The sequence below is a fragment of the Pseudomonas sp. CC120222-01a genome, assembly GCF_003097235.1.
Taxonomy (GTDB): Bacteria; Pseudomonadota; Gammaproteobacteria; order Pseudomonadales; family Pseudomonadaceae; genus Aquipseudomonas.
Window position 1 is genome coordinate 65,396 of the sequence record NZ_QEQQ01000008.1, and the last position, 14,304, is coordinate 79,699.

Annotated in this window: 11 protein-coding genes; 3 read left to right on the plus strand and 8 right to left on the minus strand. The window is 60.8% G+C overall.

Going from position 1 to position 14,304, the window contains the following annotated elements:
• Window positions 1-54: 54 nt before the first annotated feature.
• Genes pcaF through paaF form a run of 5 tightly spaced genes read right to left on the minus strand, consistent with a single transcriptional unit; the run spans window position 55 to window position 4,839 of the window.
• Window positions 55-1,275 (minus strand): 3-oxoadipyl-CoA thiolase, encoded by a 1,221-nt coding sequence (gene pcaF, locus N430_RS12730; protein ID WP_110637631.1) that lies wholly within the window; start codon window positions 1,273-1,275, stop codon window positions 55-57.
• On the minus strand, window positions 1,268-1,723 hold the full coding sequence (paaI, locus tag N430_RS12735) for a hydroxyphenylacetyl-CoA thioesterase PaaI (RefSeq protein ID WP_110637630.1): 456 nt from the start codon (window positions 1,721-1,723) through the stop codon (window positions 1,268-1,270). Before paaI ends, pcaF begins: the two co-directional genes overlap by 8 nt.
• A complete protein-coding gene (gene paaH / locus N430_RS12740; protein WP_110637629.1) occupies window positions 1,716-3,233 on the minus strand; it encodes a 3-hydroxyacyl-CoA dehydrogenase PaaH in 1,518 nt (505 codons plus the stop codon). Before paaH ends, paaI begins: the two co-directional genes overlap by 8 nt.
• A gap of 2 nt (window positions 3,234-3,235) precedes the next feature.
• Window positions 3,236-4,027 carry a 2-(1,2-epoxy-1,2-dihydrophenyl)acetyl-CoA isomerase PaaG gene (gene paaG, locus N430_RS12745; protein WP_110637628.1) on the minus strand — a complete coding sequence of 264 codons (792 nt, stop codon included), beginning with the start codon at window positions 4,025-4,027 and terminating at the stop codon, window positions 3,236-3,238.
• Window positions 4,028-4,065: 38 nt separating this feature from the next.
• On the minus strand, window positions 4,066-4,839 hold the full coding sequence (paaF, locus tag N430_RS12750; protein ID WP_110637627.1) for a 2,3-dehydroadipyl-CoA hydratase PaaF: 774 nt from the start codon (window positions 4,837-4,839) through the stop codon (window positions 4,066-4,068).
• Window positions 4,840-5,118: 279 nt separating this feature from the next.
• Between paaF and paaY the strand changes: the two genes are divergently transcribed.
• Both paaY and paaX read left to right on the plus strand, forming a co-directional pair.
• Window positions 5,119-5,718 carry a phenylacetic acid degradation protein PaaY gene (gene paaY / locus N430_RS12755; RefSeq protein WP_110637626.1) on the plus strand — a complete coding sequence of 200 codons (600 nt, stop codon included), beginning with the start codon at window positions 5,119-5,121 and terminating at the stop codon, window positions 5,716-5,718.
• 77 nt (window positions 5,719-5,795) lie between these two features.
• Window positions 5,796-6,719, plus strand: a complete 924-nt coding sequence (paaX, locus tag N430_RS12760) for a phenylacetic acid degradation operon negative regulatory protein PaaX (protein ID WP_178083386.1) — start codon at window positions 5,796-5,798, stop codon at window positions 6,717-6,719.
• 83 nt (window positions 6,720-6,802) lie between these two features.
• Here the strand turns inward: paaX and N430_RS12765 are convergent, their stop codons facing one another.
• Entirely contained in the window at window positions 6,803-9,658 is a 2,856-nt protein-coding gene (locus tag N430_RS12765; RefSeq protein WP_110637624.1) for an RHS repeat-associated core domain-containing protein, read from the minus strand.
• A gap of 175 nt (window positions 9,659-9,833) precedes the next feature.
• Here N430_RS12765 and N430_RS12770 point away from each other — a divergent pair, with 175 nt between their 5' ends.
• Window positions 9,834-12,773 carry an RHS repeat-associated core domain-containing protein gene (locus tag N430_RS12770; RefSeq protein WP_158288793.1) on the plus strand — a complete coding sequence of 980 codons (2,940 nt, stop codon included), beginning with the start codon at window positions 9,834-9,836 and terminating at the stop codon, window positions 12,771-12,773.
• Between the two features lie 28 nt (window positions 12,774-12,801).
• Here the strand turns inward: N430_RS12770 and fetB are convergent, their stop codons facing one another.
• Both fetB and N430_RS12780 read right to left on the minus strand, forming a co-directional pair.
• Window positions 12,802-13,596, minus strand: coding sequence for an iron export ABC transporter permease subunit FetB (gene fetB / locus N430_RS12775; RefSeq protein ID WP_110637622.1), 795 nt, complete (start codon window positions 13,594-13,596; stop codon window positions 12,802-12,804).
• Window positions 13,593-14,288, minus strand: coding sequence for an ATP-binding cassette domain-containing protein (locus tag N430_RS12780; protein WP_110637621.1), 696 nt, complete (start codon window positions 14,286-14,288; stop codon window positions 13,593-13,595). Before N430_RS12780 ends, fetB begins: the two co-directional genes overlap by 4 nt.
• Window positions 14,289-14,304 lie beyond the last annotated feature (16 nt).

Genomic DNA, 14,304 nt, shown 5'->3' on the forward strand with positions numbered 1-14,304 from the left:
GTGTCATGGACGCAGCATATACGGGCGGCGTCGCGTTCGGTAACAAGCCTTTGGTCAGAGACGCTCGATGACCATGGCAATGCCTTGGCCTACGCCGATGCACATGGTGCACAAGGCATAGCGACCGTCGGTTTGTTCAAGCTGGTGCAGGGCCGTGGTGACCAGCCGCGCACCGCTCATGCCCAGCGGGTGGCCCAGGGCAATGGCGCCGCCATTGGGGTTGACCCGCGGGTCGTCGTCGGCCAGGCCAAGTTCGCGCAGCACGGCCAGGCCCTGGGCGGCGAAGGCTTCGTTGAGCTCGATGACGTCCATGTCGGCCAGCGCCAGGCCGGCCAGCTCCAGCACCTTGCGGGTGGCCGGTACCGGGCCGATGCCCATGATGCGTGGCTCGACACCGGCAACGGCCATGCCGACGATACGCCCGCGGGCCTTGAGGCCGTGGCGCTGGGCAGCCGTGCTGCTGGCCAGCAGCAGGGCACAGGCGCCGTCGTTGACGCCGGAAGCGTTGCCAGCCGTGACGCTGCCGCCCTGGCGGAACGGCGTGCCCAGCTTCGCCAGCTGTTCCAGGGTGGTTTCGGCACGCGGGTGCTCGTCCTGCTCGACCCGGATGGCCGGGCCTTTGCGCTGGGCGATCTCGACCGGGACGATTTCCTGCGCCAGGCGGCCACTGGCCTGGGCGGCGGCCGCCTTGTGCTGGCTGCGCAGGGCAAAGGCGTCCTGGTCGGCACGGGAAATGCCAAACTGCTCGGCGACGTTCTCTGCGGTTTCCGGCATCGAGTCGATGCCGTATTCGGCCTTCATCAGTTTATTCACGAAACGCCAGCCGATGGTGGTGTCGAACAGCTCGGCGCTGCGGCCGAACGCTTGCTCCGACTTGCCCATGACGAACGGCGCGCGCGACATCGACTCGACGCCACCGGCCAGCATCAACCCGGCCTCGCCACAGCGCAGGGCGCGGGCGGCATTGCCGATGGCGTCCAGGCCCGAGCCGCACAGGCGGTTGATGGTGGTGCCCGGCACGCCGATCGGCAGCCCGGCCAGCAGGCCGGCCATGCGCGCAACGTTGCGGTTGTCTTCACCGGCCTGGTTGGCGCAGCCGAGGATCACATCGTCGATGGCCTGCCAGTCCAGTTCCGGGTGACGCTCGATCAGCGCCATGATCGGCACGGCGGCCAGGTCGTCGGCGCGCACGCTGCTCAATGCGCCGCCGTAACGGCCGATGGGGGTGCGCACGGCATCGATGATCAGGGCATCGAGGGGCTTGGCTTCAATCATCTGGGGTCTCCTGCGCGAGCACGGTGCCGCGCACTTGGTAGGATTTGCCGCGGAACAGGGCGATCAGCTCGCCGCGCTGGTTTTCGATGCGTACGTCGTACACGCCGGTGCGGCCTTTACGGCTGAGCTCGATGGCCGAAGCAACCAACAGGTCGCCCGGTAGCGCTGCGGCGATGTAGTCGATGCTGCAGCCCTGGGCGAACGTGGCCTTGTCCTGGCTGTTGCAGGCAAAGGCGAAGGCCGAGTCGGCCAGGGCGAACAGGAAGCCGCCGTGGCAGGTGCCATGGCCCTGCAGCATGTCGGCGCGCACCTTCATGTTCAGTCGCGCCCGGCCGGGGCCTACGTCGAGCAAGGTGATGCCCAGGCCTTGTGTGGCCTGGTCGCGGGAATACAGGGCGTCGGCGCAGGCTTGGGCCAGCTCAGTGGGATTACGTTGCAGGTCAGCCATGCAGGCTCGCTCCTTGTTCGGCGCTGCGGCGCAGCAGCAGGGAAGGCCGGTAGCGGCTTTCGCCGTAGCTGGCCTGCAGGTTTTCCAGTACGTGCAGGGTGTAACCGACGCCAAGCTGCTCGGCCCAGGCCAACGGGCCACGGGGGTAATTGACCCCGGCACACATGGCCAGGTCGATGTCTGCAGCGCTGCCGACGCCTTGCAGCACTGCATCGGCCGCTTCGTTGGCGAGCATGGCCACGGTGCGCAGCACCACCAGGCCAGGCAGGTCGGCGATGCCGGTCACTTTCAGGCCGGCACGCTGCAGCAGGGCCACCGCCTGGTCTCGTGCCTCGACCGTGGTGTCGGCCGACCAGCTGATGGCAATGCGTGTGGCGGCCTGGTAGTCCAGCGCGAGGTCGACCAGCACCAGGTTTCGCAAGCCCTCTTCACGGGCACGCTGGCTGGCCAGGCGGCCGTCGGACAGGGCCAGGGTGGCATCACCGACACGCAGCAGGCCGTTGCCGGCCCGCTCGGTGATGGCCAGGCCGCTGTCACGCAAGCGCGCAACCAGCGGCTGCAGGGCGCCGAGGTTGCCCTCGACCACACAGCATTCGACGCTGGCCTGGCTGTGCAACTGCGCAGCCGGCGGGCGTTCGGCGCCGTCGGCGTAGCTATAGAAACCTTGGCCACTCTTGCGGCCCAGGCGCCCGGCATCCACCAGCTCTTTCTGCACCAGCGAGGGCTGAAAGCGGAAGTCGCCATAAAAGGCCTCGAATACCGAGCAGGTAACGGCGTAGTTGACGTCGTGGCCGATCAGGTCGGTCAGTTCGAACGCGCCCATGCGAAAGCCGCCAGCATCACGCAGCAGGGCATCCAGCGTCGCGCAGTCGGCGGCGCCTTCCTGCAGCAGCCGCAGGCTCTCGGCATAGAACGGTCGGGCCACGCGGTTGACGATGAAACCCGGGGTGGCGCGCGTGTGCACTGGCTTCTTGCCCCAGGCCTTGGCGGTGTCATAGAGCGTGCTGGCGATAGCAGGTGCGGTTGCCAGGCCGGACACGATCTCCACCAACGCCATCAGCGGCGCCGGATTGAAAAAGTGCAGGCCCACCACCTGTTGCGGGCGCTGCAAACCGGCTGCAAGGCTGGTGATCGACAGCGACGAGGTATTGCTGGCGAGGATACAGTCCTCGGCGCACAGGCCCTCCAGTTGCTGCAGCAACTGCTGTTTGACCTGCAGGTTCTCGACGATGGCCTCGATCACCAGGCGGGCGTCGGCCAGGGTTTCGATCGCCTCGACCGGCTGCAGGCGTGCGCTGATGGCTTCCCGTGCTTCTGGCTGCAATTTGCCTTTTTCCACCAGGCGCCCGAGCTGGCGATCGATACCGGCGACTGCCTGGGCCGCAGCACCGGGACGGTTGTCATAGAGCTTTACCGGGTGGCCGGCCTGGGCCGCGACCTGGGCAATACCAGCCCCCATGGCGCCTGCGCCGATAACCGCCACCAGGGCGTTGCTGTTCAGTGCGCTCATGGTCAGCGGCCCTTGAATGCAGGCGTGCGCTTGTTCATGAAGGCGCTCACGCCTTCGCGGTAATCCTCGCTGCGCCCGGCCAGCCGTTGCAGGTCGCGCTCAAGCTCCAGCTGCTGGTCGAAACCATTGTCGAAGCTGGCGTTGAGGCTGCGTTTGATCAGGGCCAGGCCGTAAGTCGGCTGGCTGGCCAGGTGGCGGGCGAGGGCAAGGGCCTCGTCGCGCAGCTCGGCATCGTCGACCACGCGGTGGATCAAGCCCCAGCGCTCAGCCTGCTCCGCGCACAGCCGCTCGCCGAGCATGGCCAGTGCCTTGGCCCGCGCCATGCCGACAAGGCGTGGCAGCAGCCAGGTACCGCCGGAATCCGGCACCAGGCCGATCTTGCAGAAGGCCTGGATGAAGCTGGCCGAACGGGCGGCCAACACCAGGTCGCAGGCCAGCGGGATATTGGCACCGGCACCGGCAGCCACGCCATTGACGGCGCAGATGACCGGCAGCGGCAAGTCGCGCAGGGTGCGCACCAGCGGGTTGTAGAATTTGTCGATGGACTCGCCCAGGTCGGGCATAGCCGCACCTGGCGCGACGTTGCGGTCGGACAGGTCCTGGCCGGCGCAGAAGCCACGGCCTTCACCGGTCAGCAGCAGCACCCGGGCCTCGCTGCTCTGGCGCACCTGCTTGAGGGCTTCACGCACTTCCAGGTGCATCTGCGTGTTGAAGCTGTTCAGCTGCTCGGGGCGGTTCAGCGCAAGGAAGGCCACGCCGTCCTCGATGGAAAACACAATGTGCTCGAAAGTCATGACGGACTCGCTCGATCAGTCGATGGGAAGTGGGCGGCTCAGCAGCCTTTGAATTGCGCCGGGCGTTTTTCCTGGAAGGCGCGGATGCCTTCGTCACGGTCGGCGGTGCCGGCCAGCACGGTGAAAGCATGGCGCTCGAAGCGCAGGCCGCTGGCCAGGTCACTGTCGCCGGCCTTGAGCAGGGCTTCCTTGGCCAGGCGCACGGCCAGCGGTGCCTTGGCGGCGATGCTGCGGGCGACCTGCAGGGCACGCTCGACGGCCAGTTCGGGTTGGGTGATTTCGCTGATCAGGCCGGCCTGCAAGGCATGGCGGGCAGTGATGGCCTCACCGGTCAGGACCATCTGCATGGCCAACGGCTTGCCCACCGCACGCAGCAGGCGCTGGGTGCCGCCAGCCCCGGGCATGATGCCGAGGTTGATCTCGGGCTGGCCGAAACGGGCGTCTTCGCCGGCAATCACGATGTCGGCGCACATCACCAGCTCGCAGCCGCCGCCCAGGGCATAGCCGTTTACTGCGGCGATCAAGGGTTTGCAAAACGCCGCGATGCGCTGCCAGTGGGCGACACGGGGATCATTGAGGATGCCAACCAGGTCCCGCTCGGCCATCTCGCGGATGTCGGCGCCGGCGGCGAATGCCTTGCGGCTGCCGGTGATGACCACGGCGCGGGTAGTGGGGTCGGCCTCTGCTTCGGCGAGGGCGCTGGCCAGCTCCGCCAGCAGTTCGGTGCACAGGGCATTGAGCGCTTCCGGGCGTTGCAGGGTGAGCAGGCGAACGCCGTGTTCAGGGGCCTGCACATCGATGAAACGAGGCATGTCGGGGTCCTCAGGCTGCTCGCACGGCACTTCGGGAGGCCGGCATTTATTGGAATTGTCTGCAGGGGCGGCAGGGGAGCCCGCCCAGGTGCAATCAGTATAAGCATCATGCGATACACCAATGCAATAGCAATTGTGTTTTTGTGTATCTCGTTTTATGTTGGCGCCTATGGAGATATTGCTTGGAACCAGATTGCATGCGGCTTCTGCTCGGTTCTGCGGCGCATCAGGTTGTGATACATAAAAATGTATCAACATTGAAATTAGTGGAGAAAACACATGCCTTGCTATCGACTCGACGGCCTGACCCCGGTGGTCGACCCCACTGCTTATGTGCACCCGAGTGCCGTGCTGATCGGTGACGTCATCGTCGGCCCGCGCTGCTATGTAGGCCCGCTGGCCTCATTGCGCGGTGACTTCGGGCGCATCGTCCTGGAAGAAGGCGCGAACCTGCAGGACACCTGCGTCATGCATGGCTTCCCGGGCGGTGACACGGTCATCGAGCGCAATGGCCATGTCGGCCACGGCGCCGTGCTGCATGGCTGCCGCGTAGGTGAAGACGCCCTGGTCGGCATGAATGCCGTGGTCATGGACGGCGCTCACATAGCGCCACGCTGCATCGTCGGCGCCACGGCGTTTGTCAAAGCAGGCTTCGCGTGCCCCGAACAGAGCCTGGTGATGGGGGCGCCAGCCCAGGTCAAGCGCCCGCTGACCGAGCAGGAACTGAGCTGGAAACAGCGCGGCACCGCGGAGTACCAGCACCTGACCCAGCGCTGCATGGCGACGATGGTGGAATGCCCACCGCTGACCGCCGCCGAAGCACAGCGACCGCGCATGGGTGACGGAGGCTTGCGGCCCAAAGGCGAGGCGGGCGCATGAACCTGCCGGCGTCGCGCCATGGTCAGGCGACCCGTCGCACAGGTATAGTCGGTGCTTTCAATGCGCGCAGTTCGTCCATGAGCAACCTCGTTCCGCTGAACAACCTGATCACCCGCTTCCAGGAGCAGACCCCGATCCGTGCCAGTTCGCTGATCATCACCCTTTACGGTGATGCCATCGAGCCCCATGGCGGCACGGTCTGGCTGGGCAGCCTGATCAACCTGCTGGAGCCGATCGGCATCAACGAACGGCTGATCCGTACCTCGATCTTCCGCCTGACCAAGGAAGACTGGCTGACCGCCGAGAAGGTGGGGCGGCGCAGTTACTACAGCCTGACAGGCACCGGGCGGCGGCGTTTCGAAAAGGCCTTCAAGCGCGTGTACAGCCCCAGCCAACCGGCCTGGGACGGCGCCTGGACGCTGGTGTTGCTGTCCCAGCTCGACGCCGGCAAGCGCAAGGCCGTGCGCGAAGAGCTGGAATGGCAGGGCTTTGGTGCCATGGCGCCGAACCTGCTGGGCTGCCCGCGGGCCGATCGCAGCGACCTGGCCGCCACCTTGCGCGAGCTGGAGGCCAGCGACGACAGCATCGTCTTCGAAACCCATACCCAGGAAGTGCTGGCCTCCAAGGCCATGCGCGCCCAGGTGCGGGAAAGCTGGCGTATCGACGAGCTTGGCCAGCAGTACAGCGAGTTCATCCAACTGTTCCGGCCGTTGTGGCAGAGCCTGAAGGAGCAGGACGAACTCGATGCCCAGGATTGCTTCCTGGCGCGCACCTTGCTGATCCACGAATACCGCCGCTTGCTGCTACGCGACCCGCAACTGCCGGACGAGCTGCTGCCCGGCGACTGGGAGGGCCGTGCCGCCCGCCAGCTGTGCCGCAACCTGTACCGGCTGGTCTGCGCCAAGGCGGAAGCCTGGCTCAACAGCGCGCTGGAAACTGCCGACGGACCGCTGCCCGATGTTAACGAGAACTTTTACAAGCGCTTTGGTGGCCTGGCCTGAGATTGAAAGGCTTGATGCATCGCCGGCTCAACTCACGCCCAGACATTGGCTGGCCGGGTCGGCAAGCTGCTGACCTCTAACCCTCATTGCGTGTAAAAGGTTTTCAAATTGAACTTTTTAGTAAAGGCATTGACGGCGCGGTCGGTACCATTGAGCATTGTTATAAACCCTTTTTCATTCGCAGAAATAGCCAGGCTGGCAATATCCTTGTCGAATTCAAGGCGCTGATGAGACTGCCATTCTACATAATGCACCATCGGGGTCGACGTTCGAGCCTTTCGAACAGCAACATCGATATAGTAATCCAATTGCTCACTCCGAGCATAGCGAATCAAAGGAAACATATTGCCCTCCGCAGCCATCTGCTTACGCAAAAAATCGTCATCTTCAAATGATTGCTGTAAGAACAGCTCCATAGAATCCTGAGGGGTATAAGACAGATACCCGGCAGCCGCTTCAGACAAGAAAAATGCGGACTCACCGAAAGCCGAAACCTCCGCTGAAGGAACACCCCCATTGGACGGCGTCAATGACTGCAGTTGAATGGCCCCATGAACAGGATGTGCGGGAGCAGATTCAATAGCAACGGTATCGCTGGAATAATAATGATGCTTAAGACTTGCACTGGCCTTGGAGAAATTTATAAGTTCTTTATTCCTGGCGATACGTCTGAATACATAAGCGGGATCACTGAGGCGCGTTCCAGTGGCGAATGTATTTTTGACGTAATCATCCGTGTAATCTTTAAGGTCTCCATATCGAACGTTGATTGAACGGGGCGCATCATCAAGATAACTCATGATGATCGCCATGCTTTCCCCTAGTGCTTGCCCTCCCACCCCCAAGTGCTCGCCCAGTCTGTTAAACGCTGCCTCACGATCCTCACTTACACGCCCTAATATCATTGGGTGTACGTTGGCCTTGAAATTTTCCTGCAGTAATTCATGAGGGTTCCGGCCATCTGTATCAATCAGCGTTAACGGATTATCACGGCAAAAACGAAACAGGTTCGCGCCGTCAATCAATCCTTCAGGGTCGGCGCTCAACCATCGGCCCAGCTCAGCCTGATAATAACGCCAGCCGTAATAATACAATCCCGTTGCATCACGCTCCTTGCCTGAATAGCGCACCGTGCGATCAGTAATCTCTGTGGATTCCTCATCCGCTCCAACACTGCTGCCATAAGGTGAAAACTCTTCACGTGAGGTTACCAGCCCCGCTTCACTTGCCTCTCCAGCACAGCTCCCCAGACAGTCTATGAAAGGATATCGCAGGTAAATTTCGCCAGTGAGTTTATTCTCGATAAAGCGCACATTCCCGGCGGTGGTAATTGAAATATCCCTTTGAAGCACATTCGCCAATTGGCGTTGGCGGCGCTCACATCCACCTGCGTAGGTGGTAACTGAAGCCTGCGAACCGCCAGCCAACTGGAGCGTTTGAATCTTGCGGATACGGGTGCCGCCATCGGCGTATAGGTATCGCTCGGAGTCATTCAATTCTCCGTCGCTGCGCGTCACCGGGGCGACCTGATACAACTTATTATCGGCATACCAGCTTAGCGCCTGGCCATTGGACAGTTGCTTCTGCAGCCCACCGGCCCAGAAGCCATTCTTCGCTGCCTGACCAGGCTTATCGACTATCGCTCGATTGCTGTCCTCGGCAACGGCGAGCTTGCGCGTGTAATCACCGGCGCCTGAGAGGTGGCGAATCAGGGCGAGGTTATCTCCATGATCGTAGGAAAAGATCTCGGTATAGGGAACCCAAACCCTGCTCTTTGAAGGGCCAACGCCGTAATGTGCAACGGGAACACGCTCCCGCCCGGTAGCAGCGGCCAGTCGATAGAGGGTGTCGTACGCATAGCTTCGTAAACCAGTAGCCTGCTGGTTACGGTGCCATTGCGGGTCGGCTCCCTTATCATCAAGTGTCAGGATATTGCCCACTGGGTCGTATACATAATGCAGGTCGCTGATAACCAGTGGGCCATGCCGGTGATGCGAGGGGCGCATGATGGTATGCCGAGTCAGGTAATGTGCGCGCGGGTCATACGCCAATAGCTCCGTCAGCCCATTTCCCATTGACTGCCTAATCACAGCACCGTTCGGCTCACGCACGATGTCCCTCAAGGTAATGAGGTCGACCGGAGCGTTTTGCTGCTTGTATTTGAGTCGGGAAGTGTGCAGTACGCCAGTGATATCGTATGCGGTGGCTGCAGTGACACCTTCCGAGTTGGTACTGGTCAGCACACCCCCTGTGGCATCGTAAGTTGCCGTTTGCCTGAGCGCCGCTTCGGTTTCTGGCGGCTCGATGGCCGCCCAGTCAGGCAATGCTTCGTGCAGTTTCAGCAGACACTGTGCTGAATCGATCGCTTGCTCGGTAAGTGCTATCGAGCAGGTGTCCGTATACCCGGCATTGTCGTAACGACGCGTTACTGCACCTGCCAGGTTGCGTGCCTTGCAGCCAGCCTGGTTGCTCTCGCCGTAAATCAGTTTTTCCCGAGTGCGGGCTTTTTGACTTCCTGCCGCTGTCTCGGTAACCGACAGCAATCGCCCGGTCGTATCAGCACCTTCAAAGATAAAAACATTTACCGTTCCCTGAGCGTTGCGGGCCCATATGGGCTGCCCACCGATACCGACCAGAGAATATGACTCATCCCCGTCTGCGGTATGAGTCATGAGTGCCTGCCGATTAAGTGCAGCATGGCTAATGGCATCAGGGATCACCAGCCCGTCGGCATTCTGAAGTTGCCGTGCGCCATACAGCCTGACGGTGCGCAACATAGGTTCGTTAACGCTGCGCGAGATCAGGATGGATGCAGGTTCGCTGGCGCTCGCCCGATCTGGGTGACGCAGAAAACGCAATTCGCGCGCCTGAGCGCCTGTACTTTCTTTAACGCTTACCGTCGGCGTACTCATATGCAGGGCAGGGGAGGAACTGATCATGATTCACCTGGCGGGGAAATGCATCAATCATGGGTGACCGTATCATCGAGCGAGTATCCAGGCACCTATCAGTTCTGTCAGTTGCCGAGCCATTTCCTGATCAGCCATCGTTGCTCTGCAATCGTTGCGATCCCGAACTTCTGCTGCCCTGAACCGAAAGCCAATGGAGGTTCGTATGCCGGTCAACGCCGTGCCGTCCCTGCACCTCGGTACACCAGATGTCGCTGCTGGTTTTAGGGTTCTGCGTTTCCTGCGAACTAAAAAGGGCGAATCCGCTCGGCTACTGATCACTCGCACCGTGGTGGACCCTCTGGCCCGCACCAGCCGGGCCTACGGCGCACGCCAGCTGAACAATCCCGCTACCGACCATGCCGATGCGCTGACCGTCACAGCGCTGAGCGCTGGCACGCTAAAGCTCCATACTGCTGATGGTGACGTGACACTTTCACTTGGTGATATTGGCGGTCGGCCGTTGTGGTCACAGAATGCCCAAGGCACTGTCAGTGCGCTGATCTACGAGCCTGCAGCCGCTGCCGGGCGCCCGCACGTTGCGACGGAGCAACCGGCGGGTGGTACCGCCCGCATTCGGGAACAGTATGTGTATGCTTTGGCCAACGACACTCGCTGGCAGGCCCTGAATTTGGCCGGCGCGATGACCGAACTGAGCAACAACGCTGGTATCAGTCGCACCTTGCGCGTATCCCTCACTGGCCAGACTTTGTTGTCCGAACAACGACTGCTAAAACCTGCAGCGGGGCTGCCTGACTGGAAGGTGAATACGGAGAATGACACTGAGGACGCCTTGGTTGTCTGCGCAACCTATGACGCCACCGGTACGACGCTGTCCACGACCAACGCAGCAAATGTCTCCACTATTACCGCATATGACATCAGCGCCAGCGTCATGGAAACCCGACTGCGCTATGCAGGGCAGGGCGCAGCCCCGTTGACGGAGGTGGTCACCCTGCGCGACGTGGTGCGCAGGGCCGACGGCGCGGTGCTGTCGCAGACCGCAGGTAGCGGCGTGGTCGAGGCATATGAGTACGATCGGCGTACCCAATACCTGACCCGGCACAGCGTAGTCCGCCTGGCTGGTCATCCTTCTGGCGCACTGCTGATCAGCGACTTGCACTACACCTATGACCCCGTCGGCAATATCCTCACGCTCGAAGACAAGGGCGCCGACCCGCATTGGCACGACAACCAACAGGCCACCGGGCTGCGCCTCTATACCTACGACACGTGCTACCGGTTGACCTCGGCGACTGGGCGTGAGCGCGCGCCAGTCGCGCGTTACTCCACTGATCCCTCAGGGGGTAATGTCTGGAAGCCCTACAGCGAAGCTTATACCTACGACGACGGCGATAACCTCACCCTGATCAGTCATTTGGGTGGGGCCTCTGACCGTCGCCGCGAGCTCAGCGTTGCTGCTGGCAGCAATCGTGCCTTGCCCAAGGAGCACAGCCTGACGCCCGAACTGGGCTTCCTGGTGGGTGGGCTGCAGAGGCAGTTGAGCGATGGTCGGGCGCTGGCCTGGTATGCCGATAACCAGCTGCGCCAGGTGAACCCGGTGATGCGTGCAGAGGGGCAAGGCGACGACACCGAGGCCTATCACTACGCCGACGGTGGTACTCGCACACGTAAAATCCATACGGTCAGCGTTTCAGGTGGCATGCAAACTACCATCACCACCTACGCCGGTGGCTGTGAAGTACGGCAACGGTTGCTGACTGGTCAGGAGGCGCCACAGAAGCACGTTGTCGCGACCGAGGGGGGAGGCGTTCGCGTGGTCGAAGACCTTTTATCATGCAAGTCTCACCTGCGCTATAGCTTCAGCGATCAGCTGGGCAGCATAGGCGGGGAGATGGACGAAACTGGCAGAGTCACTGCGCGTGAGGAGTACGCCCCATACGGCGGTACAGTCGGAAGAGATGAAGAGGCCGAGGAGGTCAGTGACCTCATGCAGCGTACTTATCGATATTCAGGGAAAGAAATGGACACAACGGGGTTAATTTACTACGGCTGGCGTTATTACCAGCCTGAACTGTGTAGATGGCTTAGCGCAGACCCGAGTGGACTTTCTGACGGATTGAATTTGTTTGAATTTGTAAAGAGCAATCCTATTTCCCATAGTGACGGCGAGGGATTATTTACTTTGAATCCAGTAGTCTTATATCGAACTATAAGAAGAGAGAGGAGAGCTAGTCAGGCGTATCGGCACATGGCTGAGGGACGCCATTGGCTGGAATCAAATTCGCTACTGGGCAAGGAGCAATTGTCGAGGAAAAGAGATTTTGATGAACAATTTAAACGCAATTTAAAGATCACCCAAAATTTAATAGATGGGTCTTTCGGAAGCGGTAGCCTCAATGTTGCCGAACAGGGGTTTTACAAGCGCTTTCAGAATCTAGAATTTGAGCTTTATCATTTTAACCGTGCGAACCTTGAAGCCAACGGAAAAATGAAACTCTACTCACGAATTGAAGGCGAAAAAAGAAACTTAATAAATCCTGTGAACACTGATAACACAGATCAGCTGGATATCGAGTGGTTAGGGACGCATGATTTTACTTTTTTCTCTTTGGGTGTAATTGGCGCACAAGGTAAAACCTCCAGCGCCTTTGCGCCGGCCGGCAGCGGCTATAAATATACGATTGGCATGGAAGATGCCGGAAAGTCATCTTACTTCAAGTTTGGTCATTTCGCCCTTAATGACACGCTGAACTATGATACCCCCCAGGCAAGCGACGAACGCGTGTGGGCACTGATAACAGGAGATAAGAGCTTCCTCGATCATGGCACTGAGGGATCGGAGTTGCTCAAAATAAAACAGTCGTACCCTGATGCTGTAAAAAGTGATGTGAGCGGCTTGAAGGATGACACGACAGTTGTTGCGCCAAGATACTCGATTTTTTCTCTGAATGATCTAAAATCTCAACTGGCATATCATTTAATAATTGGCATCAGGGCGTTGTCCGAGCGCACTCAAAATAAATTATTGAGTACAAACAGCCCGCAAGGTTTCGATGAACTTATCTCAACGCTTTACCGGCCGCAAGTTTTGATACCGAAAAAATTCACGACGCGGGCATTTGTCAAGACCGCAACGACTTAGACTTTGTGTGGAAACTTTTGAGGCGCGCTCAGCTCCGCTTGGCTAGCCTATGCGCCATGAACTGGTGGGCGGGCGAAAACAGCCGATTGAAGGTCATCAGCACGGCGCACACCGTACCCAGCGCCGACGCGGCGGCAATCAGGAACATGATGACGATCTGGTAACGCACCGCGTCCCCAGGCTGCTGCCCGGCCAGTATCTGCCCGGTCATCATGCCCGGCAGGCTGACGATTCCCACCACCGACATCTGGTTCAGCGTCGGCATCATGCCGGCCTTCAGCGCCTGGCTGGCTGCGGCGCGTGCCGCCTCCCAGCGCGTCCCCCCCAGCGACAGGATCATGTCCACGACTGGCCGCTGGGCGCTCAGCTCACGGGTCATGCGGTCGATACCCAAGGCTACGGCGGTGAGGGTATTGCCGAGGATCATGCCAAGAATGGGAATGGCGTACTGCGGCTCGTACCAGGGGCGCACCCGCAGCACCAAGAACAGGCCGATGGCCGTGACCAGCCAGGCACTCAACCCGACCGACAAGACGCTGTCGGCCAACTGCCCACGGTGGCGCAGCTGGCCCCGGCCGGCTGCCGAGAAGCCGGCAATCAGCGTCATGCTCAGCATCAGCGGCAGCACGATGTACCACTGCGCATGCTGGAACACCCAGCCGAGGAGGTAGCCGATGGCCAACAGCTGGGTGATGGTGCGCAGCGACGCAACGAGCAACTGGCGCTCCAGTTGCAGCTTCAGCAGCAGCGACAGCAGGCCGTTGACCAGGATCAGCGCAGCGGCGATCGCCACGTCGGTGTAGGCAAGATTGTGGTAGTTCATTTCTGCAAGGCGCCTTGGTGCATCTTCAATGTGCGCGTACTGATGCGCTCGGCTTGGGCATGGTCGTGGGTGATCCAGAGGAAAGCTCGGCTGCTGGGGGACTCGTCGAGCCAGTTCATGACCAACGTTTCAACGGCGGCCACCGATTGGGGGTCGAGCGCCGAGGTCGGTTCATCGAGCAACAGCACCTGGGGTGCCAGCAACAGGGCTCGCACCAGCGCGACCAGCTGCGCCTCGCCACCGGACAGGTCGGTACCGGCCTTGTCGAGAAAGCTGCGCGGCTTGCCAGCCAGTTCCAGCAGGCGCGCCGCCGTGGCGGCATCGAAGCGGTACTGGCGGTTGTGCTTGAGCGTGAAGGGCAGCCGCAGGTTGTCCATGACGCTGCCTTCCACCAGCGCGGCACGTTGTGTCAGGTAGCAGGCGCGGGAGCGAAAATGCGGTATCAGAGATTCGCTCACCGGCTCGGCCAGCCATAGGACTTCACCTGAGCTTGGCGCATCCAGCAGCGCCAGGGCGCGCAGCAAGACACTTTTGCCCGAGCCTGACGCACCAATAAGTGCCAGGCGTTCGCCAGCGTGCAGAGAGAAATCGGTTGGCGCCAGTAAAGTGGCCTGGGTCTGCAGGTCGATTCGGCCCAGCTGCCTGGCCTCGAGCAAGACCGCTTCGGCGTGAGTGTTCTGCGGGCCTTTCAATGGTGGAGTTCCTTGA

Coding starts and splice junctions, on each gene's coding strand:
- pcaF (WP_110637631.1), bottom strand. CDS start 1,275: ATGATTGAAGCCAAGCCCCTCGATGCCCTGATCATCGATGCCGTGCGC.
- paaI (WP_110637630.1), bottom strand. CDS start 1,723: ATGGCTGACCTGCAACGTAATCCCACTGAGCTGGCCCAAGCCTGCGCC.
- paaH (WP_110637629.1), bottom strand. CDS start 3,233: ATGAGCGCACTGAACAGCAACGCCCTGGTGGCGGTTATCGGCGCAGGC.
- paaG (WP_110637628.1), bottom strand. CDS start 4,027: ATGACTTTCGAGCACATTGTGTTTTCCATCGAGGACGGCGTGGCCTTC.
- paaF (WP_110637627.1), bottom strand. CDS start 4,839: ATGCCTCGTTTCATCGATGTGCAGGCCCCTGAACACGGCGTTCGCCTG.
- paaY (WP_110637626.1), top strand. CDS start 5,119: ATGCCTTGCTATCGACTCGACGGCCTGACCCCGGTGGTCGACCCCACT.
- paaX (WP_178083386.1), top strand. CDS start 5,796: ATGAGCAACCTCGTTCCGCTGAACAACCTGATCACCCGCTTCCAGGAG.
- N430_RS12765 (WP_110637624.1), bottom strand. CDS start 9,658: ATGATCAGTTCCTCCCCTGCCCTGCATATGAGTACGCCGACGGTAAGC.
- N430_RS12770 (WP_158288793.1), top strand. CDS start 9,834: ATGCCGGTCAACGCCGTGCCGTCCCTGCACCTCGGTACACCAGATGTC.
- fetB (WP_110637622.1), bottom strand. CDS start 13,596: ATGAACTACCACAATCTTGCCTACACCGACGTGGCGATCGCCGCTGCG.